Annotated in this window: 30 protein-coding genes and 1 tRNA gene; 26 read left to right on the top strand and 5 right to left on the bottom strand. The window is 41.4% G+C overall.

Features of this window, described 5'->3' with window-relative positions:
* Positions 1 to 108: 108 nt before the first annotated feature.
* The 11 genes from CLV81_RS13125 to CLV81_RS13075 all read left to right on the top strand — a co-directional run bounded on the left by CLV81_RS13125 (position 109) and on the right by CLV81_RS13075 (position 8,314).
* Entirely contained in the window at positions 109 to 2,523 is a 2,415-nt protein-coding gene (locus tag CLV81_RS13125) for a TonB-dependent receptor (protein ID WP_106145561.1), read from the top strand.
* An 84-nt stretch (positions 2,524 to 2,607) separates the two neighbouring features.
* Positions 2,608 to 3,483, top strand: coding sequence for a DUF2911 domain-containing protein (locus CLV81_RS13120; protein ID WP_106145560.1), 876 nt, complete (start codon positions 2,608 to 2,610; stop codon positions 3,481 to 3,483).
* Positions 3,484 to 3,612: 129 nt separating this feature from the next.
* Positions 3,613 to 4,026, top strand: coding sequence for a hypothetical protein (locus CLV81_RS13115; RefSeq protein WP_106145559.1), 414 nt, complete (start codon positions 3,613 to 3,615; stop codon positions 4,024 to 4,026).
* Positions 4,027 to 4,093: 67 nt separating this feature from the next.
* Positions 4,094 to 4,669 (top strand): hypothetical protein, encoded by a 576-nt coding sequence (locus tag CLV81_RS13110; protein ID WP_106145558.1) that lies wholly within the window; start codon positions 4,094 to 4,096, stop codon positions 4,667 to 4,669.
* Between the two features lie 232 nt (positions 4,670 to 4,901).
* Positions 4,902 to 5,225: an ArsR/SmtB family transcription factor gene (locus CLV81_RS13105; protein ID WP_106145557.1), complete on the top strand. Its 324-nt coding sequence runs from the start codon at positions 4,902 to 4,904 to the stop codon at positions 5,223 to 5,225.
* Between the two features lies 1 nt (position 5,226).
* A complete protein-coding gene (locus CLV81_RS13100; RefSeq protein ID WP_106145556.1) occupies positions 5,227 to 5,685 on the top strand; it encodes an SRPBCC family protein in 459 nt (152 codons plus the stop codon).
* 11 nt (positions 5,686 to 5,696) lie between these two features.
* Positions 5,697 to 6,083, top strand: a complete 387-nt coding sequence (locus CLV81_RS13095; protein ID WP_106145555.1) for a DoxX family protein — start codon at positions 5,697 to 5,699, stop codon at positions 6,081 to 6,083.
* A gap of 3 nt (positions 6,084 to 6,086) precedes the next feature.
* Complete coding sequence (locus CLV81_RS13090; protein WP_106145554.1) at positions 6,087 to 6,725, top strand: YdeI/OmpD-associated family protein; 639 nt, start codon at positions 6,087 to 6,089, stop codon at positions 6,723 to 6,725.
* 41 nt (positions 6,726 to 6,766) lie between these two features.
* Positions 6,767 to 7,465 carry a helix-turn-helix transcriptional regulator gene (locus tag CLV81_RS13085; RefSeq protein ID WP_245912015.1) on the top strand — a complete coding sequence of 233 codons (699 nt, stop codon included), beginning with the start codon at positions 6,767 to 6,769 and terminating at the stop codon, positions 7,463 to 7,465.
* A gap of 36 nt (positions 7,466 to 7,501) precedes the next feature.
* Positions 7,502 to 7,912: a DUF6157 family protein gene (locus CLV81_RS13080; protein WP_245912014.1), complete on the top strand. Its 411-nt coding sequence runs from the start codon at positions 7,502 to 7,504 to the stop codon at positions 7,910 to 7,912.
* A 6-nt stretch (positions 7,913 to 7,918) separates the two neighbouring features.
* Positions 7,919 to 8,314: a putative quinol monooxygenase gene (locus CLV81_RS13075; RefSeq protein WP_106145552.1), complete on the top strand. Its 396-nt coding sequence runs from the start codon at positions 7,919 to 7,921 to the stop codon at positions 8,312 to 8,314.
* A 30-nt stretch (positions 8,315 to 8,344) separates the two neighbouring features.
* On the opposite strand, the gene CLV81_RS13070 is transcribed toward CLV81_RS13075, so the two are convergent.
* Both CLV81_RS13070 and CLV81_RS13065 read right to left on the bottom strand, forming a co-directional pair.
* Positions 8,345 to 8,923 (bottom strand): hypothetical protein, encoded by a 579-nt coding sequence (locus CLV81_RS13070; RefSeq protein ID WP_106145551.1) that lies wholly within the window; start codon positions 8,921 to 8,923, stop codon positions 8,345 to 8,347.
* A 10-nt stretch (positions 8,924 to 8,933) separates the two neighbouring features.
* A complete protein-coding gene (locus tag CLV81_RS13065) occupies positions 8,934 to 9,908 on the bottom strand; it encodes a GlxA family transcriptional regulator (RefSeq protein ID WP_106145550.1) in 975 nt (324 codons plus the stop codon).
* Between the two features lie 138 nt (positions 9,909 to 10,046).
* Between CLV81_RS13065 and CLV81_RS13060 the strand changes: the two genes are divergently transcribed.
* From CLV81_RS13060 to CLV81_RS12990, 15 genes are all read left to right on the top strand, one after another.
* Complete coding sequence (locus CLV81_RS13060; RefSeq protein WP_106145549.1) at positions 10,047 to 10,460, top strand: VOC family protein; 414 nt, start codon at positions 10,047 to 10,049, stop codon at positions 10,458 to 10,460.
* Positions 10,461 to 10,543: 83 nt separating this feature from the next.
* Entirely contained in the window at positions 10,544 to 10,942 is a 399-nt protein-coding gene (locus tag CLV81_RS13055; RefSeq protein WP_106145548.1) for a DoxX family protein, read from the top strand.
* A 5-nt stretch (positions 10,943 to 10,947) separates the two neighbouring features.
* Positions 10,948 to 11,457, top strand: a complete 510-nt coding sequence (locus CLV81_RS13050; RefSeq protein ID WP_106145547.1) for a DinB family protein — start codon at positions 10,948 to 10,950, stop codon at positions 11,455 to 11,457.
* A gap of 32 nt (positions 11,458 to 11,489) precedes the next feature.
* The gene (locus tag CLV81_RS13045) at positions 11,490 to 11,912 is read left to right on the top strand and encodes a VOC family protein (protein WP_106147542.1); all 423 of its coding nucleotides are present in this window, start codon (positions 11,490 to 11,492) and stop codon (positions 11,910 to 11,912) included.
* A gap of 10 nt (positions 11,913 to 11,922) precedes the next feature.
* Entirely contained in the window at positions 11,923 to 12,315 is a 393-nt protein-coding gene (locus CLV81_RS13040; RefSeq protein WP_106145546.1) for a DUF1801 domain-containing protein, read from the top strand.
* 4 nt (positions 12,316 to 12,319) lie between these two features.
* Entirely contained in the window at positions 12,320 to 12,709 is a 390-nt protein-coding gene (locus CLV81_RS13035) for a VOC family protein (RefSeq protein ID WP_106145545.1), read from the top strand.
* A 5-nt stretch (positions 12,710 to 12,714) separates the two neighbouring features.
* Positions 12,715 to 13,125, top strand: coding sequence for an SRPBCC family protein (locus tag CLV81_RS13030; RefSeq protein WP_106147540.1), 411 nt, complete (start codon positions 12,715 to 12,717; stop codon positions 13,123 to 13,125).
* Complete coding sequence (locus tag CLV81_RS13025) at positions 13,125 to 13,559, top strand: class I SAM-dependent methyltransferase (RefSeq protein ID WP_106145544.1); 435 nt, start codon at positions 13,125 to 13,127, stop codon at positions 13,557 to 13,559. The genes CLV81_RS13030 and CLV81_RS13025 overlap by 1 nt, the downstream gene beginning before the upstream one ends.
* Positions 13,560 to 13,563: 4 nt before the next feature.
* On the top strand, positions 13,564 to 13,938 hold the full coding sequence (locus CLV81_RS13020) for a nuclear transport factor 2 family protein (protein ID WP_106145543.1): 375 nt from the start codon (positions 13,564 to 13,566) through the stop codon (positions 13,936 to 13,938).
* A 38-nt stretch (positions 13,939 to 13,976) separates the two neighbouring features.
* Complete coding sequence (locus CLV81_RS13015) at positions 13,977 to 14,366, top strand: VOC family protein (protein WP_106145542.1); 390 nt, start codon at positions 13,977 to 13,979, stop codon at positions 14,364 to 14,366.
* Between the two features lie 16 nt (positions 14,367 to 14,382).
* The gene (locus CLV81_RS13010; RefSeq protein ID WP_106145541.1) at positions 14,383 to 14,772 is read left to right on the top strand and encodes a VOC family protein; all 390 of its coding nucleotides are present in this window, start codon (positions 14,383 to 14,385) and stop codon (positions 14,770 to 14,772) included.
* Positions 14,773 to 14,791: 19 nt separating this feature from the next.
* Positions 14,792 to 15,184 (top strand): VOC family protein, encoded by a 393-nt coding sequence (locus CLV81_RS13005; RefSeq protein WP_106145540.1) that lies wholly within the window; start codon positions 14,792 to 14,794, stop codon positions 15,182 to 15,184.
* A 54-nt stretch (positions 15,185 to 15,238) separates the two neighbouring features.
* Positions 15,239 to 16,027 carry a helix-turn-helix domain-containing protein gene (locus tag CLV81_RS13000; protein ID WP_106145539.1) on the top strand — a complete coding sequence of 263 codons (789 nt, stop codon included), beginning with the start codon at positions 15,239 to 15,241 and terminating at the stop codon, positions 16,025 to 16,027.
* A 71-nt stretch (positions 16,028 to 16,098) separates the two neighbouring features.
* Complete coding sequence (locus CLV81_RS12995; RefSeq protein WP_106147538.1) at positions 16,099 to 16,452, top strand: cupin domain-containing protein; 354 nt, start codon at positions 16,099 to 16,101, stop codon at positions 16,450 to 16,452.
* Positions 16,453 to 16,455: 3 nt separating this feature from the next.
* Complete coding sequence (locus CLV81_RS12990) at positions 16,456 to 16,902, top strand: SRPBCC family protein (RefSeq protein ID WP_106145538.1); 447 nt, start codon at positions 16,456 to 16,458, stop codon at positions 16,900 to 16,902.
* Between the two features lie 477 nt (positions 16,903 to 17,379).
* Here CLV81_RS12990 and CLV81_RS12985 read toward each other — a convergent pair.
* The 3 genes from CLV81_RS12985 to CLV81_RS12975 all read right to left on the bottom strand — a co-directional run bounded on the left by CLV81_RS12985 (position 17,380) and on the right by CLV81_RS12975 (position 26,281).
* A tRNA-Pro gene (locus CLV81_RS12985) sits at positions 17,380 to 17,453 on the bottom strand.
* 75 nt (positions 17,454 to 17,528) lie between these two features.
* On the bottom strand, positions 17,529 to 17,825 hold the full coding sequence (locus CLV81_RS12980) for a hypothetical protein (protein ID WP_106145537.1): 297 nt from the start codon (positions 17,823 to 17,825) through the stop codon (positions 17,529 to 17,531).
* 140 nt (positions 17,826 to 17,965) lie between these two features.
* Entirely contained in the window at positions 17,966 to 26,281 is an 8,316-nt protein-coding gene (locus tag CLV81_RS12975) for a T9SS type B sorting domain-containing protein (protein ID WP_106145536.1), read from the bottom strand.
* Positions 26,282 to 26,370 lie beyond the last annotated feature (89 nt).

Below are 26,370 nucleotides of genomic sequence, written 5' to 3'. Positions count from 1 at the left end.
GACACTTAGCCAGTTCAATCTCGATCTTTTGCCCCCTGATAGGTTGTATATCCTTTTTTGCATTGACCCAAGAATCACGGAATATACTTTAGGGGAAACAATCTAAAAATGAGGAATCAACTTTTCCTTTTTATGGTCATCACCATCTTTGCCAAGACTGCCCTAATTGCCCAACAACCCATTACCGGATTGGTCATAGATGAACAAAATACCCCTGTGCCTTTTGCCAACGTCATTTTGTTAAAGGCCCGGGATACTACAATGATTAATGGTACCACAAGTACGGAGGAGGGTAAGTTTGAACTGATGAACAGTTCAGACAAACCTGTTCTGGTCCAAGTATCACTTCTAGGCTACAAGGATTTCTTTTCTGGATCTATAGCCCCAGACAGTGCCACTGACCTTGGCACCATACAGTTGGAGGTAGATACACAAATGTTATCCGAGGTGGTGATTAGGGGTGAACTCCCTTTGATCCAACAGAAAATCGACAGAACCGTTGTCAATGTACAGGGAGCCGTCTCAAGTGCAGGCAACACTACCTTGAACGTACTGTCAAAAGCCCCTTCGGTTACCGTGAACCGTTCTACGAATCAAATCAGCATGATGGGAAAACAGGGGGTGCTGGTCATGATGGATGATAAGCAGATGCGTATGGATATGCCTGAACTGATAAGCTTTCTCGATAATATGCCCGCTGACAACATAAATACCATTGAACTCATCACATCGCCACCGGCAAGCTATGATGCACAAGGGGTTGCCGGAATAATCAATATTACCACAATTCGAAAAACAGGAGAAGGCTGGGTAGGGAGTTATTCGGTGAACACCGCCTATGGGGACCATGCCAAGTATGGCGGTTCCTTGAACCTTAGCTACCAAAAGGACAAGATTTACTTTTTTGCCAATGCTTCGGGTAACTTGGGTAATCTCGTAGAAAATGTGGTGGTCTTTGCGGACTATGATACTACTGAAGAACAGGTCCTTATGGATTTGACCTCTGCAAGGCGTCCCTTTATGGGCCTCTACACGGGGGAGGCAGGACTGGATTATCAACTTAGTGAACGTACCACCATTGGGGTATTGGCCTCCCTTAATATCCGTGACTGGACTATGGATGCCATATCTGAATCCGATATACGAAGTACGGAAACTGGCAATTTCATAGAGATTATAGAGAGCGTTGAGGAAAACTTTCTCTTTAGGACATTATTGAACTTCAACTTCAGGCATAAATTTTCGGAAACTTCCAATATAAGCCTTAATTATGACAATATCGGTTTTGAACGCGAGAACCCAACGGATTATGACGCCATTAGGGTATTTGATGATGGCCGTGAAGAAACCAATGAGTTTATCTCAGATACGGAGACCCCACTGGATATCAACGTGTTCAAATTGGACTTCAGCACGGCATCCTCGGAAAAATTGACCTTGGAGACCGGAGCAAAGGCAGCCCTTTCCGAATTTCAGAACGATGTAGAGGTATCCAACCTTGTTGGAGATGTTTTTGTAGAGGATGACCGCTTTACCGATGTTTTTGAATTGGACGAGGATATTTATGCAGCCTACATTTCCACAGACTTTCAGGTCAATCCCAAATTCTTGATCAGGACAGGACTGCGCTATGAATACTATCATCTTGACCTTAGTGTACTAAACCAGGGACAAATCGTTGACCGTATCCAGAACAATCTTTTTCCCAGTATATCCTTGAACTATATGAAAAGTGAAGACAATGAATGGAACCTCTCCTATGTGCAACGTATTGAACGGCCCAGTTTCTTGAACTTAGCTCCCTTTTTCTACTTCTACAACCAAAATACCCTGTTCACAGGAAATCCAAACTTGATTCCAGCAATCTTAAACCAGTTCAAATTGGATTACCGGTACAAGAGACTGAACCTTAGTCTACAATATACGGACACCTCAGATCCTATTTTTAATTGGCAGGCCGTACTGGAAGGCAATCCCGAGGCATTGGTGTTCAAGGCACAACAAGGTGAGGAAAACCGGGTCGTGGCATTTACAGCTGACCTACCGTGGAAAATCAACTCCTGGTGGTCCAGCAGGTACAACCTTCTTTTGAACTATCTGGACCAAATACCAATCATAGATAGTGAACCAGTGACCGAAAGGAACACTAGTTTCATTCTGACCACGGTTCAAAGCTTTGATTTGGGCAAGGAATTCAATCTTGAGATTTCTGGTGAGCTCAACTCGGCACAATATGAAGGTCTCATTAGGACTGAACCTAGGCCTACCCTAGACGTTGGCATTCGTAAAAGATTCCAATCTGGTGCTTCCTTGGCCTTGAATGTCACGGATGTTTTCGATACCAGCAGCGAATGGAACTTTGTGGGGGACAATCCACAGGATGATATCTTTTATGATTGGTTGTTCGACAATGAGGGCCCTATTGTCAGGTTAAGTTTTTCAATGCCCTTTGGGAGCAATATTAAAAGGGATAAAAGAGAAAGGGAATCCGGTTCTGAAGAGGAACAAAGACGATTGAACTGAGGGGGTGTTAATCGTTAGAACTATTTAGAAGCAGATGCAAACATCTTTTGATAAAAAGAAAAGTAAAACCAAAAAGATTGAAGTATGAGTTTAATTTATCTAAGATTAAAATGTCTCGGATTGACGATTATTTTCCTTGTTTCCCACAAAGGCTTTTCTCAGGAAGTAGACTTGCCCAACCCCAGTCCGAAGCAGACCATTGTTCAAGACTTCGGACTATCCAGTATTGAGCTAACCTACTCTCGCCCCGGAGCAAAAGGTCGTAAAATGATCGGGCATGTTGAGCCAAACGGTTCTGTATGGAGGACGGGGGCCAACGCGCCGACCAAGATAAAATTTAATAGTACTGTGGAAATCTTGGGCAATACCGTTGAATTGGGGGAGTACGTATTATACACAATTCCTGACACACGTACATGGACCGTCATCATCAACAAAGGATTGGAAAATTGGGGATCTGACGGATATGATATCAAAAAAGACGTTTGTCGGGTGGAAGTTCCCATAGCAAATAGCTCTGATTACGTTGAGACTTTCACTTGTCAGTTTGCAAATGTAAAGCCAGAGGGTATCGATTTGCAATTGAGTTGGGAGAATTGGCAGATTACCATTCCCATAACAGCTGATGTGAAATCTACGCTTCGACAGCAATTGGATGTAAATCTAAGTTCCACCAAACCTCATTATTGGCATGCTGCTCAGTTTTACTATGAGTATGAAGCCAATTATGAGAAAGCATTGGAAATGATCAATGGAGCTATTCGAACCGGAGAAGCAAAGGGGTTGAAGCCTTATTGGTACTATCACTACAAGGCCAGGATTCTCAAAGAGATGGGTAGAAACAAAGAAGCAATGGAAGCAGCAAATATTTCAACGAACCTGGCCGAGGAACATGGAAACAGGAATAACTATCTGGTGCTCAACAAAGCGTTGATTGAGTCATTGGAGAAAGGCGGGTAGTAATCATAATCGCTTCATACCCACATTTATTGATTGAAGCAGAATTGATTTTTAAATGACATGTTTTTATTACACAAAGGAAGTCATCTTAATAATTTTAGTAACTCACGAAACATTAAATAAACTGATATGAAGCAGATTATCACTTTTTTTTTACTTGCAAGCACCTTTGGGGCTTTTGGACAATCCTTGCAAAGGGACAATTTGATTGGATTACACGTCATTAATGTTGAACTCAATGACGGAGTGACCATGGATGAGTTTCAGGAATTTTTTGTAAACAAATTAATTCCGGAATATGAAAAGCATTTTATGATAAGGGGCCATTTGGTCAAATCAGTCCGAGGAGAATATAAGGACAAATTTGGTTTGGTTTGGGTTTTTGCAACGGAACCGACTCGTGACTATTATTTCAATGATGACGGCACGCCCAATGATTATGAGCTTGAAGGTCTGGCCAAAGTCAAACCCTTTGAAGACGAGCTAAAAAGGAGATTTGGTTCCTACGAAGTAGATTACAAGGATGATTGGGTGGTTCAATAGTTTTTTTGCAATTAAAACTAAATTTAGGTCAATAATAGTTTCTGAAAGTTTTTAAAGAAAATCCAAGATGCTGTTTAAAAAGGAACATCTTGAAGGCATAAAAAAGGGAACCATACATTTGGCTTTTCGAAAATGGGAAAAGTTAAGGATAAGAAAAGGTACTATTTTAAAAACCGCTATTGGTTTAGTGAAGGTTCTTGATATTACCAAAGTAGAAGAAAGTTCAATTTCCAATGAAGATTTGAAAAATTCAGGTTTTCAGAGCAGGCTAGAACTCCTAAACTCGTTCTACAAGAATGCAAAAGGAGATATTTATAAAATCAACATCATTTATCATACGATAGACCCCCGGATTAAACTCAGAGAACAGACCGAATTGACAGAGCAAGAGACTTCCGAAATCTTAAGTAGGCTAAAGCGGTTGGACAAATTTAGCAGACAGGGAAAATGGACAAAACAAATACTTTTTACTATCAGGGATAACCCAAATTTTCACGCCCAAGGAATATCGGATATAACCGGTTTTGAAAAAGAATGGCTCAAACGGAATATTCGAAAACTAAAGGACATGGGCTTGACAATCAGTCATATGGTTGGTTATGAACTATCTCCGTTGGGTAGCGTAATAGTAGATCGTTTGTAACTTAAAAGCAGAATTAGTTTTGGTGTAATAGGGCATCCCGTTCAATACCTGAAAACGGTCTTTGAGAAAAAACATCTTAACCGGTCCGTCACAACGGTAAAAACTTACCGTAAAAGATTAACGTACTTGGCTGAGCACCAAATTCCTTTTCAAAGCAATATGAAGTAACGAAACAAAAAAATATGCAGCCATATAACTGCATTTTATATATTTGCAGTCAAATAGCTGCACAATGAAGTTAAGACGGGATGTATTCCAGGCCATAGCAGACCCAACCAGAAGAACAATCATATCACTTGTTGCCTTACAAGCAATGACCCCAGGGGCTATAGCTGAAGAATTTAATTTTTCAAGGCAGACCGTTTCAAGGCACATTCAAATACTGACCGAATGTGAGATACTGAAACAGGAACAGACTGGTAGGGAGATATACTATCATCTAAATCCTGAAAAGTTGAAGGTTATTGCAGAATTCATCGAACCTTATCGCAAAATGTGGGATGAACGTTTCAATACGCTTGAGGCCATTATGAAAAACCAACCAAATAACTTATAGTATGGAACAAAAGACCAAAGTAGTAGCCGACGAAGGCAAACAGGAAATACGGATTTCAAGAGTGTTCGGGTTGCCGTTAGAATCGCTTTTTAAGGCCTATGTAGTTCCTGAAATCATTGAACAATGGATGGGAACAAAGGTGATAAAGCTGGAATGCAAAAGACACGGTAGCTATCATTTTGAAACTACAGACCCAAAGGGCAACAAGCACGGTTTTAACGGGACCATCCATGAATTTGAGTCCAACCAAAAAATTACGCGCACCTTTGAAATGGAAAACACAACGTTTCCTGTACAATTGGAGTTTCTCGAATTCCAGGACATCAATGAAAACAATAGCAAGCTTGATATCCTTATTGTCTTTAAATCCGTTTCCGATAGGGACAACCTGCTAAAACTTCCGTTTGCTTTCGGTCTCAATATGGCGCACAACAAACTGGAGGAGCTGTTTTCCAACTAAAACTATTTGACATGAAAAAAAGGAATAAAATAATTTATTGGGTAGCTACTGTCTGGCTCTCCTTGGGAATGGTCTCCACTGGAATCGTTCAATTGATTCCATTGGACGAAGAAGTAGAAAAAATGACCCAATTAGGCTATCCTCTTTATTTCCTCACCATCATAGCAGCATGGAAATTATTAGGTGTTATTGCAGTGTTGATACCCAAACTCCCAATTGCCAAAGAATGGGCTTATGCTGGTTTTGCCTTTCTCATGTCCGGAGCTATCTTTTCCCATCTGGCGGTAAATGATGGATTGATGGAATATTTTGGGGCGTCACTACTCCTGATTCTCACAGTGGTTTCCTGGTACTTCAGACCAGAAAGTCGAAAACTTATATCAAGAACAAATAGCTAACTCATGAATCCAAAAGTCGATAATTATTTAGAACAGGGATGTATGCGTTGCGAGTTAGGCGGAACTCCTGACTGCAAAGTCCATGCGTGGACTGCTGAACTCGAAAAATTACGAACGATTGTCTTGGACTGCGGGCTAAGGGAAGAACTAAAATGGGGGGTGCCATGCTATACCATTAATGATGGTATTGTTTTGACCGTAAGTGCACTTAAGAACTACTGTGCCATTGGGTTTTTTAAAGGTGTGTTGCTAAAAGATGAGGATAACCTTCTTGAAAGACCAGGGCCAAATAGTCAGGCCGCACGCTTGATCAAGTTTACCAGCGCGGATGAAATTCCTGAACTTGAACCAACGTTGAAAAGGTACATTTATGAAGCCATCGAAGTAGAAAGAGCGGGCCTAAAGGTCCAATTCAAAAAGAATCCCGAGCCCATGCCTGAAGAACTGGAACGGAAGTTTAAAGAAGACCCTGTCCTAAAGTCTGCATTTGAATCGCTCACCCCGGGAAGGCAACGGGGCTATATCCTTTACTTCTCCCAACCCAAGCAGTCCAAGACCCGGGAATCAAGAATTGAAAAATGCACCGGAAAGATATTAAACGGGGAAGGCCTTCATGATAAATACAGTAGCAGAAAGAAATAGCCCAATTGCCTTATTCAAGTAACATATCCAGACTGTCAAGATTGACTTCAATTCTACTTCAACTGAAATCAAAGTCAGTGGTAAAGGTCAAACAGTTGGCAAGTTTGTATGGAGTAAGCAAAAGAACCATATACAGGGACTTAATCGCTTTGGAACAGGCAGGAGTGCCCATAGTCTCCCTGGAAGGAGAAGGCTACACCTTAGTGGAAGGTTATGTTATTCCACCGGTAATGTTTACCGAATCCGAGGCCAACGCCTTGATTTTTGGCAAAAAGTTGATTGACAAGACCAAGGATGAATCCTTGATTCGAGAATTCAACAGAGCCATTGATAAAATAAGGTCCGTATTAAATAAAAGGGAAAAAGAGAAAGCGAATTTTCTTGCCCATAGGACCATCATTGGAAAAAACTGGCAGGATAAAATAACAAGTGATTTTTTATCCGAAATTCAAAAGGCACTTACCAATTTTCGGATTGTCCAAATTCAATATAAAAAAGAGGGAGAAAAGAAAATCAGTACAAGGGATATCGAGCCTTTTGCCATCTACCACAACATGGAGGAAAACTGGATGGTGATTGCCTGGTGTCGATTGCGTGAGGAGTTCAGGAATTTCAGGATGGATAGAATTCAAAAAATGACATTGAAAAACGAGCATTTTTCTCCCCATAAAATGACGTTGGAAGACCATGAAAGGATACAAAGGGACAAACATTTCAATTTACCTGTGACAAAGGGTTGACACAAGATCTATTTATTTTTGTCAAAAACCATATAGATGCATTCCATAAACTATTATAACACTTTTATAGAAATAGCTCCTGACAGCCCGACGGCTAAAGCGGAAATCCCCCCTCTTAAGGGAGAAAGGAAATCGATTGCGAACCTACAGTTCGAAATGCTCTATGAGAATCCCTACAAATATACTTCAGATGATGTGCTATTTGGTGTTTTTGCCACAAGGCAAAATTTTGATGAACACGAGTTGGAAGAACAAAGGGAGCATTATTTCTCAAAGGGGCGTCCTTGTTTTCGAGCTTCACCATTGACCAAAAAATTCGGCTGGGGAGTACATGCTAATGAAGAAGGCAAAATAGCCATCTACGGTGCAGAAACCAAGGAGTACAACGATTTTTTAGGAGATGAATCCATAAAGAAAGTGAAAGCAATGCGTACCAAACGTAATTAGATCTATATGAAAAATGTCTTTTACATAATCCTGTGTGCAGCACTCTTCATACAGTGCTCACCACGAGTGAGTTTTACCAATTTGGAAAACAATACATCCTATGGCCTACATGGAAAGTTGACGGCCAAGGAGGGAAAAGGGAAAGAGCTTGCCAAAATACTACTTGAAGCCTCTGAATTGATGGAATCGGCAAAGGGTTGTCGATTATATGCGATAAGCATGGACCATACGAATCCGGACGATGTATGGGTAACGGAGATTTGGGATAACAAACAGGCTCATGACAATTCTTTGAATATTTCTGGGGTGAAGGAGTTGATTGGAAAAGCAATACCCATACTCGAAGGAAGCCCACAAAAAGTACAGGAATTTGAAGTAATTGGGGGGTTGGGAATCAAATAATCATAAGCTAAAGCAACCTTTTTGGCGAGGTTAATTTCCGGTCTGCTGCGAATCGATCCCTTCCAGTTCCCTGAACAGTTTTTCCAATTGGTTTTCGGAATCGATGATGTCGTTAAGGAGCACTTTGAAAATTGTTTTCTCATCCTCTCCGGTAGCGTTAAGGTTTTGATATAAAAAAGAAGTGGCGTAATCTATTTTACTTTCAAAGGCTTTTTGACCTTCCTCAATATCGGAAAGTATTTTTAGGGTTTTGTAATCCATCAATTCAATTTTTGACCCCGTCAGCGCTTTCCACGAGGCATTTTTTATTGCTGGAATCTTGAATCCTCCCGATTTCGATAAAATCTGTAAGATTGTCGTACCATTGTCATTCAAATGATTTTCCACGTTTTCCATTAGCTTTTCTTGCCTTGGCCGTATTACACTAATTTCTTCAAGATTGACTTTGTTCTCACTTTGTACGGATTGCATGATCCGTTCCAAAAATTGCCTGTCCCGCTTATTCTCATTCCAATTGCTCACCCAGAGCGCTATCCAAATACCAAGAATTACAGGAACCATTTCCCAAATGATTTTTTTACCATTTGATATGAGCTGTTTTGTTTTCATGGATTGGATTTTAAATAGCTGGCATATACTTTACTTGATATTGTCTGGGAGACATGGAGGTAATTTTCCGGAACACATCCCTAAATGCTTTGGCATCATTATATCCTACTTCATACATCACTTCATTGACTGTTTTTCTGCCTTTTTCCAATTCCTTTTTGGCAGCCTCTATCTTGACACGCTGTAAATACTCGAGCACCGTATTGGAAGTGGCGCTTTTGAAACGACGCTCAAAAGTCCTTCGGCTCAATGCCATGTTTTCACAAAGGTCATTGACCGAAATCTTATCCTTGTAGTTCTGCTCGATGTATTCCTGTGCTTTGAGCACCATGTCGTCCTTATGGTTCTTTTGGCCGGAGAACACCATAAAAGGAGACTGACTGCCTCGTTCAATATCAATCATAAAACCTTTGGCCGCCATCACTGCTGTTTCCCTATCAGCATACTTTTCAATAAGGTAAATGACCAAATTTGTAAAGGCATAGGCACCCCCACTGGTATAGATTCCATCCGAGTCGGTTACAATCCGCTCATCTGTCAGTATGGCCTTGGGAAAGTGTTCTTTAAAAACATTGGCAAACTGCCAATGGGTGGAACAGGGTTTTCCATCCAGCAATCCCGTAGCGGCCAAAAAGAATGACGATACACATAGGCTAACGATTTCTGCTCCCTCTTTGTAGTGACCGACAATCCAAGGCATGAAGTCTTTGTTTCTTTTAACAACCGTTTCAAAATCATCATGAATGGCGGGTATGATGATAAGGTCGGTCTTTTTGACATTCTGAATACTAATTTCCGGTCTCGTTGCAAAAAGCCCTCCATTTTTATCCGCCTCCATGTCCAGTCCTACCAACTGGATTTGAAACAGTGGGTCCCTACCTGTTTCTTTACGGAACTCGTTCACCCAAGTCAACATTTGATGGGTTCCCGCAATATTGACCACACTGACATGGCCCTTCGGAATCAAAATGGATATGTGCTTCATCACCGGTTTTTTTGATGCTTAAATATAGTTGAAATGAATGCCGCAATCAACCCGCCAAATTGACGGAATCATAATGTCGGATTCCCGTTTTAGTCCAGTATCTTTATAACAACCCTTTGAACAACAAACCAATAGAAAATGAAAACAATCTGGCTGAACCTACCTGTAAACGACCTTCAAAAGTCCAAACAGTTTTTTAGGAACATCGGTTTTCGCGAAAACCCAATGCACAAAAATGCAGAACATTTAGGTAGTTTTATTATTGGGGAACATGATTTTGTACTGATGCTGTTTCCGAAGGAGCAAATGGGTCAATGGCTTAATAAGGACGTCACGGATACCGAAAAAAGCAATGAAATGCTTATCAATATCGACGCCGAGAGTAAAGAGGAAGTGGATGGATTTGCGGATAAAGTCAAGAAAGCAGGAGGCAGCATTTATGAAGATCCGCAACTTGTAGATGGTTGGATGTACCTGTTCAGTTTTGCCGACCCCGATGGACATTGCTGGAATATGCTGCATATGGATACCGATAAAATGCCAAAATCATAAAATCGGTTAGCTTTTACGATACTTATGGTCACTTTTGAAAACCTTTATATATCACAATATTAACCCATAAAATTCTATTAGAAATGGAAGACAACAAACCGACCTCGAAAGCACGCCTTTGGATATCGTATATCTTACAAGGGCTTATTTCGATTATGTTCTTAATGGGGGCTGTAATGAACCTATTACAGACCGAGCAGGCTGTGGCAGGCGCCACGTCCTTGGGTTACCCGGAAAGCTCGGTGGTGTATCTTGGTTTAATCCTATCAATAAGCACGGTACTATATATCATCCCCCAGACCTCAGGCTTTGGCGCTGTTATTCTCACGGGCTGGCTCGGTGGTGCCGTAGCTACCCATATCATTCATGGGGATTCGGCTTTTGAAACCTTGTTCCCTGTACTGTTTGGTATTGTACTTTGGCTAGCCATATGGTTACGGCTGGGCAAGGTGCAAGTATTCGCCTTATTTAACAAGTACTGAAAATAATGCTGGCAGAATTAAAAAATAGCCTATGGCAACAGTTTGGAGCAAGTATCGACATGCTGTTAAATGCAATCGAAGCCTGTCCTGAAACCCTGTATTGGAACAACAAGCGATTTTTTTATACGGCCTATCACGTAGCCGTTTTTCTGGACTATTACCTGACCCTTCCCCCAACAGATTTTGAACCGCAACTGCCGTTTACCATTGTAGAACAGGAAAACATGCCCGAGGAGGCCTTGGATGATGTGCTGCCCAATGAGCATTACCCCCAAGAACAACTTTTGGACTACCTCAAATTGAGCAAGAAGAAATGTCACAGTGTGATTACGGGTCTTGAGGAAAACGGGAATCCGCGTTTTGTTGAAGATGTCGAGGTTGGCAAAATGGATTATTCCCTTATTGAAATCCTGTTGTATAACCTCCGGCACGTTCAGCACCATTCCGCTCAACTGAATGCTATATTGAGAAAAGAAGGACTTGACCCCCCAAAATGGGTGGCAAGAGTATATTAAAACAACAATCAAAAACCAATAAACACGAACAAATGAAAGTAAATCCCTATCTCAATTTTGACGGCAATACTGAGGAAGCATTCCTTTTTTACAGATCCATTTTAGGTGGAGAATTCACTTCGCATATGAAAATGGGTGATGCCCCAGATACAGACAAGTTACCGGAAGCAGAAAAAAACAGAACCATGCATATCTCTCTGCCCATAGGCAACGACACAATCCTCATGGCTTCGGACATTCTGCCCTCTGTGGGACATAAGCTGAACCTAGGGAACAATAGTTATATTTCCCTTCACCCTACATCCAGGGAAGAAGCGGATCGGTTGTTCAATGGACTATCTGCAGGTGGCGACATTGAAATGCCCATGGAAGACCAGTTTTGGGGAGATTATTTTGGTTGTTTTACCGATAAGTTCGGGGTGATGTGGATGGTAAATTTTAACCCTGGTTTCTAGAAATAATTGAATGGTACAGGAAATCATAACATACCATGAAGCACAGACGGCTGGTGACCAATTGATATGCGAGAAACTGGAACAAATCATATTTAAGAACTTACCTGAAGCAAATGCCAAAATTTGGCACCGGCATCCGGTTTGGTTCTTGGATGAAAATCCCATTGTGGGCTACAGTAAACAGAAACCAGGGATACGGCTCATGTTTTGGAGCGGAGCAAGTTTTGAAGAAGAAGGCCTGAATGTCTTGGGTAAAAAGTATAAAGATGCCTCCATCTTTTATACCGATGCTGTTCAAATAGATGGAAAAGCTCTTCAAAGATGGCTGGAAAAAGCTCGTGAAATCCAGTGGGATTATAAAAACATATACAAGCGCAAAGGAGAATTAATTCGATTAAAATAAGCTTATGAAAACAAACTTTAAACCAGACGGATACAATTGTGTCTCCCCATATTTTATTGTTGATAACCCACAAAAGTTCATCGATTTTCTGAAAACAGTTTTTGATGGAGAATTGACTCGATTCTTTAAAAAAGGCGATGGACAAATCAACCATGCCGAAGTCAAAATTATGGACTCTATTATCATGCTGAGTGGCACAACCGAAGATTATTCTGCAAATAATCTTTTGCTTCATGTATATGTCCCAGATGTTGACCAGGTTTATGAGAAGGCCTTGAAAGCGGGTTGTCCAGGCATTGAAGCTCCTAAAGTTAAGGACGATGACCCTGACAAAAGGGGAATGTTCCAAGATTATATGGGAAACACATGGGCAATAGGGACACAAAAAACATAAAGATTATGAAAAAAATCACGGTAGAAACAAAAGTTAAAGGTAGTATTGATAAAATCTGGGAGTTTTGGACCAAAGCGGAGCACATCGTCAACTGGAATTTTGCCATTCCGGAATGGCACTGTCCACAGGCGGAAAACAACCTAGAAGTTGGCAAGTCGTTCCGCTTTCGAATGGAAGCTAGGGATGGTAGCATGGGCTTCGATTATGAAGGAACCTATACCCAGATTGAACCCAAAACAACAATTGAATATGCCCTAGGTGATGAAAGAAAGGTCAGCATCGATTTCAAGAAAATGGGCAATGCCGTTTCTATAGTAGAAACTTTTGAAGTGGAAGACACGAATACCCTGGAGCAACAGCAACAGGGCTGGCAGGCCATTTTGGATAATTTTAAAAGCTATGTAGAATCAAATTGATGAAAAACCAACTCTCAGGAAGGCTACTTGATATTATTGAGGCTTTGCCCTTATTTCCTGGGGTAAGGATACTTGAAATTGGATGTGGTCCTGGGGCTTTGGCGAGGGTTGTTTCAGAAAGAATAGGTAACGGATATATTCTTGCTATTGACCGTTCCGAGAAGGCGATTGAAAAAGCAATACTTAATTCGCAACAACAAATGGCTTCAGGAAAGTTGGAATTTCGTCAGGTTGCCATTGAAGATTTTCAATTAGGTAATGGAGAAATACCATTCGATATTGCCGTTGGGATTCGAGTGGGGGCCTTGGATGGACGACATCCAGAAATAGAAGAAAAAGCATTGAAAAAAATAAAGAAAGCGCTTTCAAAGAATGGAAGAATATTTATTGATGGTGGAAATCCTTTGAAAGAAATCAGTTTAAAAAATATTTGAGAATATGACCAAAATAAATTTACATGCCGATTGTGGTAATTCACCAAGAAAAGAATTCTTAAAAGATTTGAATGTTGCCTTTGCCAAAGGTAATGCTGATTTCATTGTGGAACATGCCAGCGACGATATGGTTTGGACCATTTATGGCGATAAGAAAATTGAAGGCAAGGACGCTTTTGCCAAGGAGGTACATGCGATGAAACAATATACAGCCGAAGAAATGACATTGCACAGTATAATTACCCATGGAAGGGATGCGGCGGCCAATGGTGAAATGCGTATGGGAGACAATACCTATGCCTTTTGTGATGTTTACAAATTCACTAATACAACGAGCACTGTTTTGAAGGAAATGCAATCCTACGTCATCAAACTTTGATTTGCTACCATGGAGAGGACAACCAAAAAAAATGAACAATGAACCCTGTAGTACACTTCGAGTTTCCCTATAAAAATGGGGAAAGAACATCAGAATTTTACAAGACCGTTTTTGGATGGGAATTGAGCCCTTTAGGAAAGGAATTTGGCGGCTATATTTTGGCCACCACAGCAAAGACCGATGCCAAACCGGGTACACCAGCTGGCACCATAAACGGAGGATTCTTTCCCATTGACCCAAATAGACCAGGACAATATCCATCGGTAGTAATAGGTGTGGGCGATATTGAGGAATCCATGAAGGCCATAAATCAATATGGCGGTGAGGTTTTGGGTGAACCCCATAACATTCCAAATTTTGGGTTGTATGTCGCCTTCTTTGACACAGAAGGCAATAGAAACAGTATTATCCAGCCAATTGGAATGTAATTAACTTAAAAACCAGATGACCGAAATTGACCCGATCATAGCCGTGAAAAATGTGGAAGCCAGCGCCAAGTGGTATGAGGCTGTCTTTGGATATAGCAGAAAACATGGAGGGGATGTGTTTGCTGTATTGGTAGACAGGAACGACAAAATCATGCTTTGCCTACATAAGTGGGGAGCTCACGAGCATCCCACTATGGTAAATCCGAATATCAAGCCTGGAAATGGACTCATCTTGTATTTCCGGACGGAAAGCATGGAAGAGGTACGAAAAAATGTTGAGCGGATAAAGCATCCCGTTGATGAAGAAATCCATGTTAACCCAAGCTCAACGAAAAAAGAATTTTCTTTGCGTGACCTTGATGGATATTATCTTACGATTACAGAGTTTCACAGATATAATGGATAGTCAAATAAGGTAGGAGCCGATGCTAAAAGAAAGTTACACGTTCAATTCCTATTCAACCAACGACTTGGAATCTTCCAAAAAATTCTATGGAGAAACGCTAGGTTTGGAAGTCGTTGAAAACGAAATGGGAATTTTGGAAATCAAAGCGGGTGGAAGCAATAGATTCATCATTTACCCCAAAGAAAACCATGAACCAGCAACATTTACGGTACTCAATTTTGAGGTCAATGATATTGGAAGTGAAGTGGATAGCCTAGCTGCCAAGGGGATTACTTTCGAGCAATACCAAGCACCTATGGAGACGGATGAAAGAGGTATTTGTTGGAGCTCTGGCGAAAACTCTGGGCCAAGTATTGCTTGGTTCAAAGACCCTGCGGGAAACATTTTGTCGCTGATTCAGGAAACTAGGTGAAAACGATAAACACCTTTTTTGACAAAAAAACAAAACAGGAAAAAACACTGGGCAATGATTTCCATTGATAGACTTGAACATATCCAACCTTATGCCCCAAAAAGGGAGAAGAAGTATATACTCTTATGGTGCACCTCTGGAGATTTGTTGTTGCGGGTAGATGACAAGAAGCTCCGATTGTCCAAAAGTGAGTTGTTGACCATTACCTCAGGGCAATATTTTGGCATTTTGGAGCAGAACAAAGCAATGGGTTTCATGCTGGATTTCACGCTTGATTTTTTCTGTAAGACAGACCATGACATTGAGCTTGTTTTTCAAAACGGTCTGTTCTGCCATTTTGATGAGAATGAATTGATTGCCATTCCAAGTCCAGAACAGATTTCTGGAATATTGGAAATGATTTTCAAGGAATTTTTTGTTCAGCCCTATCAATATCTCATTTCAATCCATTCGTATGTTTCGCTGCTACTGGTTGAAATCAATCGAGCCCGGATTGTCAATGGATATGAAATCTGGAAACCAGATGCCCTTTTTTTGAGATTTCTTGAACTGGTCCGAAATGATTTTGGAGAATTCGTTTCCCTAAAGGAATTGGCACAAAAACTTGGTACAACAACCGTACGTCTCAATGAGCTTTCCAAGTCATATACGGGAAAGACAGCTTTGACCGTAATTTTTGGTTTACAGATTTCTGAGGCCAAAAGGCTAATGTACTATGAGAACTTATTGATGAAAGAAGTGGCCCAACGTATAGGATTTGAAGATCAGTACTACTTTTCCAAATTTTTCAAAAAGCAGACAGGGTATTCTCCCACTGCCTATTTGAAAACAATTGCTTCCTAGAATTGTACAAATGATTTCGCATATTTTCCATTGATGTGTTCAAAATAAGCATGGAATTTTGTAATAAAAACATGGCAATAGCAGATTACATTACCAAGAGTAAAAGCAAAGAATGGCAACCATTGATTGAAAAGGGTTTGCGTTACGAAGGTGTTTTTGTGAAATCACTACGTTTTGATGAACCTACCAACCGCTCAAAAACCATTCTCCTCAAATTTGAAGCCGGTGCGTCTTACCCCTATCATAACCATCCAGCCGGGGAGGAGATCTTCGTATTGAAAGGCAGTTGCGAAATTGAAGGTGAGCAATTGGAACAGGGCGATTATCTTTGCACACCACCAACAGGAAAACATGGTGTAAAGTCTTTGACGGGTTGTACTTTGTTCCTGATGATTCCCGAAGAAGTTGAAATCATTAAAACCTAAAAGATGAAAACACTGCATTTTGAAATCAAAATCAATGCACCAACATCAAAAGTGTATCAAACAATGTTGGACAAAAATACCTTCGAGGAATGGACGGCTGAGTTTAGCCCTACCTCCCGTTATAAAGGAAGTTGGGATAAAGGCTCAAAAATTCTCTTTTTGTCCGATGATGCCGACGGGAAAGCCTGTGGAATGGTAAGTCGTATCAACGAAAACCGTGCTAATGAGTTCGTAAGTATTGAACATACTGGAATTTTAGAGGACGGAGAAGAAATAATTGTAGGGGAAAAAGTGGATGCCTTTGCAGGGGCTCTGGAGGAGTATACGTTCATTTCAGAAAACGGTACGACCATTCTTAAGATACGAATGGACTCCGCTCCAGAATGGGAAGACTACTTCAAAGAATCTTGGCCAAGGGCTTTATCCAAACTCAAAGAAATTACCGAATAGAAGTTTGCTGTTTGTCCTTTAAATGGAAGGTTTTATAGGACATATTTCACTTCTCTATTTGATGCTTATCCTCAATCTTAATTCCCAATAATAATTCGCGGAAAATCAAAAAACACAACGAACATCCACTTCCAAGGTTTTACGAAGAAATGAGTCGGTACGTCAGCCCGACGAACCTCATCGCCAAATTGAAACAAATTGGCATTAATTGTATGAATGAACCAAAAAATTACCGTGATTGAATGCTATTAAGTATCATAAAATCAGATGTTTAGATAAAAACAGACGTTTTGCGACCTGGTTGCCCGACACCCAAAGCCCTTGAAACCCAGGAAACACGGGCCATCCCAAAGCAGGGGAAAAAGTAGGTAACCGAATAGGTAACTTTTAAGAGTGTTTTTGCATACTTTTGGGATTCTTTCAAAAAAACTAAAGTCCTGGCAATCAGGACTTTAAAATGTTAAAATTATGTAAAAGTCGGGATGACTGGATTCGAACCAGCGACCACACGCACCCCATGCGTGTACGCTACCAGACTGCGCCACATCCCGAAAATGGATTGCAAAAATATAAATTTTACTGAATTAAAAACTTTCTTTTAGGCAATTGACCGATTATCCTAAAATTTATTTTCCAGATAAGAATTCCCGAATTTCCAAGCTCAATGCTTCTCTAGCTTCAGGGGAATCATTGATTGGATTCAATAAGAAATAACTCAAGGTTTGGTCTTGACAAAATTCTTCCAGATTTTGGCCTCCCCACAGATAATAACTTGTAAGAACCGTATGATAATCAATTTTGTAAGGTTTGTACGCTTCGCTATATCCGCTCAGATAGAGATTAAGACGAAAAATAGAATGGTTAAAATTTAGCGTTTCATCAAGAAGAAAAGAAGAAATTTGGGTGTTTAGGTTTTTATTCATTTCTGGTTTACTGTCCTTTGCTTCCCGAAAACTATTTTTCTTTTCAGGGACAAAAGAAATTAGGTCAATATTGGTTTCTCAATTGGTCTAAGACCAGCATTTTTAATATTCTCTAAATATAGTATAAAAAACGCTTTTGATTACCTAAGTAGTGTGAAATGTCCTACGAACTGTTGCTTTTCTGAGTCGTTTGCATTTACCACATACCAATAATCACCGGTTGGCAGGGGTGACCCCTCATAAGTACCGTCCCATTTTCTCACTTGATCCAATCGTGCTACTACCCTACCGTAGCGGTCGTAGATAATGACATCGATGTTTGGGAAGAACTCTCTGTTCTGTGGGTACCAGAAATCGTTCATATTATCACCATCCGGAGTGAAAAAGGGAGGGAAATCGGGCATACCTTCAAAATTGAATGGCAATACAAAGTTGGCAACACAACCGTTTTGGTCAACCACCATAATATTTACCGTCGCATCTTCAATAATATTGAACACGTTATTTTCCCCTGTAGATTCTCCTTGGAAGAAGTATTCATACCCGCCAAATCCTCCAGACGCCGTAGCCGTAATTTCATTGGGACCTGTTTTTTCTGCTTCTAAAACAAGAGGTTCGTAGGCATCAATTTCGAATTCGACGAAGGTTATACAACCATTTTGATGGTAGATATACACAGTATGTTCGCCGGGAGCTAAGTCAGCAAAAATTCGCTGGTCTGAAGCTAACTGAACATCTTCTACATCTAAAGAAAACAGTAAATTGGGTAATAACGAACTATCCTGAACCGAAATTGTAGTGGTACTATTGGGGAAGATACCTTCACAACCATACTCCACTATGGGTTCCGCCATAATCTCGATACCAAAATCAATATCAGCAATTACCTGGGTCTCACATCCGTTGGCATCTCTTACGAATACAACGTAGGTTTCACCTCCTGCAAGATTATCAAAGAACATTGTATCATTTTGGACAAAATCCGCATCATCTGCAGAATTGACACTAGTATAATATGGTGCAGTTCCTCCAGTAACAGATAGCGTCATGGTTCCATCTTCATCTCCCAAACAGGTCTCTGGGGTTGTGGAAACCACTCCGGCAAGAAGTTCCATCGGCTGGGTAATCTCAACCGTACGGGTAATGGTACAACCCAAATCATCCTGAATAATGATATCATAGCTTCTAGGAGGTAAATCTGTAAACGTTCGTCTGTTCGGATGTACAGGGTCATCCCCCACAAAGAATTCACTCAAATTGTCCGAAATGGAATAACGTATAGCTCCTGTACCTCCACTGGCTTCGATTATGATTTGACCATTGCTATCTCCAGCACACAATACCGGTACAGCTTCTAAATACTCCAATACCAACGGTGGCTTAGGTTCAATCACGATTGGTGTTGAAATGGCCTCACAACCACCACTTTGGGCATAAACGTAGTAAGTTCCGGGTGCAAGATTTCTAAAAATACCTGAACCTTGGGCAGATCTAACCGTATTTGTGGCCGTCGGGTTGGGAGGTGTATTGGAATTCAATAAGGTATACATATAGCTACCAATACCTCCAAAGGCTTCTGAACGAATAATACCTGTCGCTTCACCAGCACAATTGATTGTAGCATTCGTCAAATCGAGCGCAATGACCAACGGAGCCGCTGGGTCCAATGAAATCTGATTTGAAAGTTCAAATGGACAACCATTGGAATTCTGAACATCGTATTGGAAGGGACCTGGGTCCACAGTAATGTCTGCCAATATTTCAATACTTGTCATACCTACTCCGAAAGGGGTAAATGGGTCGGCAGTACCTGATCTCCTATAAAAATAATCCACTCCAACCTCAGGGTTTGTTACCGTAAGTTCCATTCTACCCAAATCTCCACATCCTGGAGGTTGAAGCTCAACCAATTGGGCAATCACAATTTCTGGGTCTTGCACTGTAATCGGTATGGTGGTAAAACTACAGTTCCATCCATCGAAAATGGTTATGGTATAATCCCCTGCTGAAAGATTAGCGAAGGTAGGTGTGGTTTGAAGACCACTGTTTGTGCCATCTGTAATTCGATTTAATTGATAGAGATAGTTTCCTGCCCCTTGCCCTCCAGCAACGTTGAACGCTTCTATTATTCCATCGTTATCATTGTTACAACGCAAGGGTTGTACGATTTGAATATCCGCGGTAATAGGGGTTGGCAGCGGCAAATTAATGGTGCTGAATCTTTCACATCCTTCTGCATCCCTAATATTTACACGATAAGTACCTGTGGACAAACCTTGAAAAATAGGATTTGTGTTCGGATAGTCCACTAAAACGGTTACTCCGTCTGGGGCAATAAGTTGATACTCATAGCCACCCCAGCCACCATCTCCTGCAGCTGTTATCTCACCAAAACCTGGTACATTACAGGTAACTTCACCTGTTTGGACCAGAGGAACTGTCAATTCCCGGTCCGGAGATCTTACGGTAGTCACATTACTTACCACATCACAAAACGGTGTATCCAGAGCTTCGACGCGAACCACCAAATTACCAGCAGGCAACCCTGTTATTATCTCAGGCGTGTTTATAGGGGCATTGGTATCAAAACTTCCTATAACTCCGGTAGAGGTTTCTACACCAGCATTGTCCCGCATAAAGACTTCATAATTGTATTGACCACTATAATGGTTTACCTCCAAACTTATTTCGCCATCATTACCATTGAAACAAGTAACTGGGCGCACTTCCGCAATAGTGGCTTCAATGTTGTTGTACTCCGGCATGGTCACTGTGGGGGTAAGGTAAGTACATCCGCCACTACCAATATCGGTAACCGCAAAGATGTAATCTCCAGGTGTGGAAATATCCCACGTTACCCTATCGGTTCCACTAGAATTTCTAGCAGGCTCGGAGCCCAATGGTAAAATCTCTACCTCGTAATTTCCTGGTCCTTCGTTTATTATGATGTCGATAGAACCTGGACTTACTCCTGTCCCCGTGGCATCACAAGTAATCTCGTTTACACTGAAACTAAACGTTATATCCGTTGGTGTGTTGATAGTCACGGTAGCGGTGTCTTCACAACCATTTTGGTCTCTTGCTGTTAGAATTATGGTTTGATTTGTACCATTATCAATTACTTCGAACGTGTTACTGGTTTGGAAGTTGGTACCATCAAATTGAGGTGTTCCATCATTCATACTGTAGGTGTACGGCCCCGTACCTGTTGCCGTACCTGTACCATCTCCATTGGAATCGGTGAAAATGGTAATTGTCGCTGTACTGAACTGATTACTCGCAGGATTACAGGTAAAATCGGTATTAATCGCATTGGCCAATAGTTCAGTTGGTTCTGTAATGATTACGTTTCCAGAACGATCTGAACATCCCCTATCCGAAACAACTTCGACTTGATACGTGCCAGGCGCCAAATTATCAAACAAAGCCATAGGCTGCGGTCCTGCTACGATTGTCGTGGTTGCACCATCATATAAAACATAGCTCAAAGGAGTGTCAGTATCACTTCCAGGTTGTAATTCTACTGCAATGGTACCGTCACCTGCATTATGGCAACTTACATTTGTACTTGGAGTAGCCGTAATAACGGGAGTGTTTACAAGAGATACATTTACAACTGCCTCATCAGTACATAAGGGTGTTGTATTGGAACTTAAATCCGTCACCAAAATATTATAGTCTCCAGGTAAAACATTGATAAAGGTGTTGGAAGTTTGAGCAGCTCCAATATTAGCTAAAGTGACAGCATCTCTTAGTTGAAATTCAAAATTTCCACTACCTCCTGTGGTATTGACTGTAATCTCACCATCACCCGCGTTACACGTAGGTAAAGAAGTGGCGTCTGCAGTAATCGCGAAGAAATCAAAAACATCCGCATTTACCGTGGTCGTACAACCATTACCATCTCTTATCGTAATTACATAGCTCCCCGGATTGGGAACAACGAAGTTGGGGCTACTCTGAAAACCACTTCCAATATCGTACTGAAAAGTAGTTTCAGGGGCGGGTCCAGTTGTTAGAGGTGCTATTACATTTATTTGGTAACCACTAGTAGCCGTACATTGATTGATTACATCGATTGCTGGTGTAGGTATACCTGGGTCTTGAGTGACCGTCGCAGTGGTAAAAGCGGTACATCCATTGGCATCCCTTACATAAAAATCATAATCTGTTGGATAAGGAGCTCCTATTTCAAAAGTAGTATCCGTTGAAAAAGTGGAAGGAGTTGGGTCTCCTGTTGGCACATAGGCATATTCATAAGGCCCTGTGCTTCCAAATCCTCTTACAGTAACAAATGCACCAGCGTTACAGGTAGCGTTCACATTACTGTCCACTGCTATAAAAGGAGAATTTAATCCAATAAAAACCAAGGTACTTCCGGCACAACCTGTATCCGTGTCGGTTACAATGATTTGATAGTTTCCTGGAGCTAAACCGGTAAAGGTATCACTAAAGGGCATCGCTTGACCTGAATATGTTTGCGGCCCTGATATTGTCGCTCCAGTATCTGTGTTTTCTAAAGTAACCTCAAAGTTTCCACCAGGAATTCCAGTTACATCATAGTCAATCACACCGCTTCCGGAAATATTACAGGATGCCGTTGTAGCCGTAGCAGCAACCGCTACAGGGTTAGCCGGTCCAATAGGGTCAATTTCCTCTATATAGGTACATCCATTTGCGTCCCTAACTTCAACAAAGTAGGTAACGCCAGGAACTACCTGTCCGGTAAAATCATATGTGTCCCCAGGCACTGGAGCATTGTCGGCTGGGTTAAAGGTGGGTTGACCTACAAGTCGGAACTCGTAAGGCGCCGTACCACCAACAGCCCTTACCCGATATGGAAACGACGTATCATTACACAATAGTGGGTCAGGATCTAAGGGTATTAAATCAAGCTGGTTTTGGTCAATCACAAAATCATCCCGGTCTTCACATCCTTCAGAATCGCGAGTTACTATAGTATAGTTACCCAATGGCAAGTTTGGAAAGGTAACCGTTGTACTTGTTGTTCCAATTGATGAGGCAATTAACCCGCCATTCGCGTCAAACAGCTCGTAATCAAAAGGAGCAACACCGTTTGTGATTGTTGTGGATACCGAACCTTCAACTGTACCTGAAGAACATACTGCATCTACAGGGGTTGGTGTAGCATCCAAGGGTGTACTGCTTCCAATAGTAACATCATAAACTGGACTTACACATCCCCTACTATCTCGTATTACGAACCCTGTTTGCAAACCCGGTCCATATCCCGAAAAGATGTTCTGGCTACTAAACGTTGCTCCTCCATCATTACTGAATTCATATGGAGGCACCCCTTGGGTTGTATCAGGAATTAATTCCACAATACCGCTGGTCAAATCACCACATTGCGTGTCTGTTCCCACAACGCTACCCGCGATGGTTTCTGGAGGAGTAATGGTAACCACGTTGGTTTCTGTGGTACAGCCCTGACTGTCCGTTACCAAAAATTGGAATGTGGTATCGGAAGTAATTGAGCCATCATTGGGAATGTTATACACAAATGAATTCCCGGTAATATTGTTGCTGTTTGAAGTATAGGGAGCTCCATTAATACTGACCTCATAAATATCATAATCCCCACCTGAAGTATATCCATTACTGATGTCAACTTGGATTTGAGCTGGAGGCCCCGCACAATCCAATTCTTGAATAATTGTAGCATTCGCCACTACCTGAGGTTCTATAGTGCGAGTAACGGTATCCCTACAATCATTGGCGTCAACAACTTCAATGGTGTAAGTTCCTGGGGTAAGCCCATTAAATGTATTGCTTGCTCCCAATGGCCCACCATTAATTCGATATTGATATGGTGCCGCTCCCAAAGAGGCATTTACAACCAAAGTGGCCGCATTGAAGTTATCGTAACATAAATCAGATGAACCTAAATCCAAAGTTAAGGTCGGAGCATCCAATTGGGTCAATGTAAAACTGTCGGTTACAGTACATCCATTAGCATCCGTTACGCTAACTTGATATAAACCGTCTTGGGAAAGATTGGAAAACACGGGACCATTTTTTGGACCTCTAGTGGAACCATCTGGCTGGGTTAGGGTATAACGGTTACCTCCCCATCCACCAACGGTGTTTACACGAACTGCACCAATGTTACCATTTTGGCAGCTCATCGCTGTAACATCCAGACTGGAAATGGCAAATGCAGTAGAAGGTTCTTCTATAACCAAAGTAGACGTATCCGTACAATTGGTTTCCTCATCCGTTACGGTAATCACGTAACTTCCGGCGGCAAGACCTGTTAGTGGTATAATACTATTTGTTTGACCTGTGAATACGGTTCCTCCATCTATACTATAGCTATAGGTCAAATTAAAACCATCAACCAAGTACCTACCCTCTCCATCGGAATCACCCACACAGGTAACCACTCTGGTCTGTTGCGCTTGGACGCCAATGGAACTAATATCCGTTATGGCATAGTTCTCATCATAAGAACATCCTTCAGCATCAGTTACCCTGAAGGTATAAGTTCCCAATCCCAAACCAACAAAACTATTGTTGGTTCCATTGTTAATTGCGCTAGCTGCTGGAGCAATAATTTCATAAGTATACGGTGCCGTTCCGTCAGTTACTGTTACATCAATGGTAGCCGTAGTGGTTATACAGTTTAGACTGGAAATGGCAAAGTCCATATCCGTCGGCTTATCCAAAGTATTGAAAACGATATCTGGAAGCGGTTGCACACATCCATTGGCATCCCGAACTAATGGTGTATAGGTTCCAACCCCTAAATTGGGAAATACGGGATTGGTTCCAAATCCCGCTCCAATACTAAATTCATAAGGTCCTGTACCTCCAGAAACACCAGAAATTGTGATTTGCCCTCCAGTTTCATTCAAACAGGTCGGAGCAGAATCCGCATTGGCCGTAGCCGTAATATTAGAAGGTGTTCCAATGGTTGCTACCTGAGGTGTGGTGGTACAAACAAATGTATCCTGCTGATATCTAAGAACAATATCATAAGTTCCTGGAGCAAGGTTTGAGAACACGTTACTAATCTGAAAAGTAGCTCCATTATCAGCGCTATATTCGATTTCATAACCAAATCCATTTACAATATTAACGGTAATACGGCCATTATTGGAGCCTCCACAATTGGCGTCTTCTTCTGTTAAAGTATACGTTGGGGGTGGTATGTCTTGTACATCTACCAGTGCACTTCTTTGGCATCCATTGGCATCCTCTACCAAAACGGAATATGTTCCAGAAGTAGTTACCGGAAATGAACTGGTTCCCGTGTAGGTTGGCCCAAAAGGACCTCCATCTACACTAAAGCGATAAGGTGCAGTACCTCCCGAAGTGGCAACGTCAACATCTATGGAAGTGGCGCCACATCCAAAACTGTCGGAAGCTGTTGCAGAAACATCCAGCGGACTAATTCCACTACCAATTTCGATAGGGTCACCATTTACATCCAAATTGATAGTCTCCGAACAATCATTTGTATCCACTCGAATACTGTAGACTCCAGTACCCACATTTGCGAAGGTGTAAGCATCCGCTGCATTTGGCCCAAAGGTGTCAACAGTGACTCCATTTTTAATCAAACGATAGGTATAAAATCCTGGAACACCCGATACCTGCACATCAATACTACCCAACTCACCACTACAAAGAATATCATTCGCAGTAACATCCACGTTAATGTTCAAATCTTGAACGGTAACCATATTGGATGGGAAAACACACGCACTTGAAGGTGAATTTCTCAAACGTACAAAAACCCGATAGTCGCCGGGCGCAGTAATATCGAAAAATGGGTCGTCTTGATACGGACCTCCAGCATTGTTAAGACTATACTCGTAGCCAGCTGGCACATTGGTCACTTCTACCCTGCCTGGATTTCCACAAATAATATCCTCGTGGATTAATTGAGGATCTAACGGGTTTAACGTGGACTTGAAATAAAAATATTGACCCGAATCTACACGGACCCTAAACTCTCCATTAGTAGCCAGAACAAATGTTGGATTGGTACCAACTGTATTCCATGTACAAGAAGCATTTATCGTAGGACAGTCTTCCACCACAGTAGGGGCACAAGTATTGGGGTCTAGCTGCTGCCATTCATAGTTGGAACCTGATTGGGAAAGACTAAGGGTTCTTGTATCGCTAGTACCACAAAGAAAGAACTTGGCTAAAGTACTTCCATCATTTGGACAAACCACCTGTTCATCTGCACCTTGAATAATGGTCATAAACATGGGACTTGCCATGCTGGAGAAACTACCATTCAGGGTACTCTGCTTACTTTCTAATACTGTGGATTCTTTTTCTGCAGTAGACTCAGAAATAACGGAGACCGCCTTGGAGATAAGTCCATCGACACTTGTTTCCGCCAATACCGTGGTTCCATATATTGAGGCTGATATGAACAACACGGCATAGATTAAATGCCTTGTTTTTCGAGGAAGCATAGGTTAAGTCTTGTTATGGCTAGAATATTAGATTTGGGACCTGATATTCTATCAATTGTAATTTTCTAAACTTATAATAAACTATTTGT

This window comes from Flagellimonas meridianipacifica, from assembly GCF_003001695.1.
Classification (GTDB): Bacteria; Bacteroidota; Bacteroidia; order Flavobacteriales; family Flavobacteriaceae; genus Flagellimonas; species Flagellimonas meridianipacifica.
Note: the sequence above shows the minus strand (reverse complement) of the source record. Positions and strands in the feature narration are given on the sequence as shown.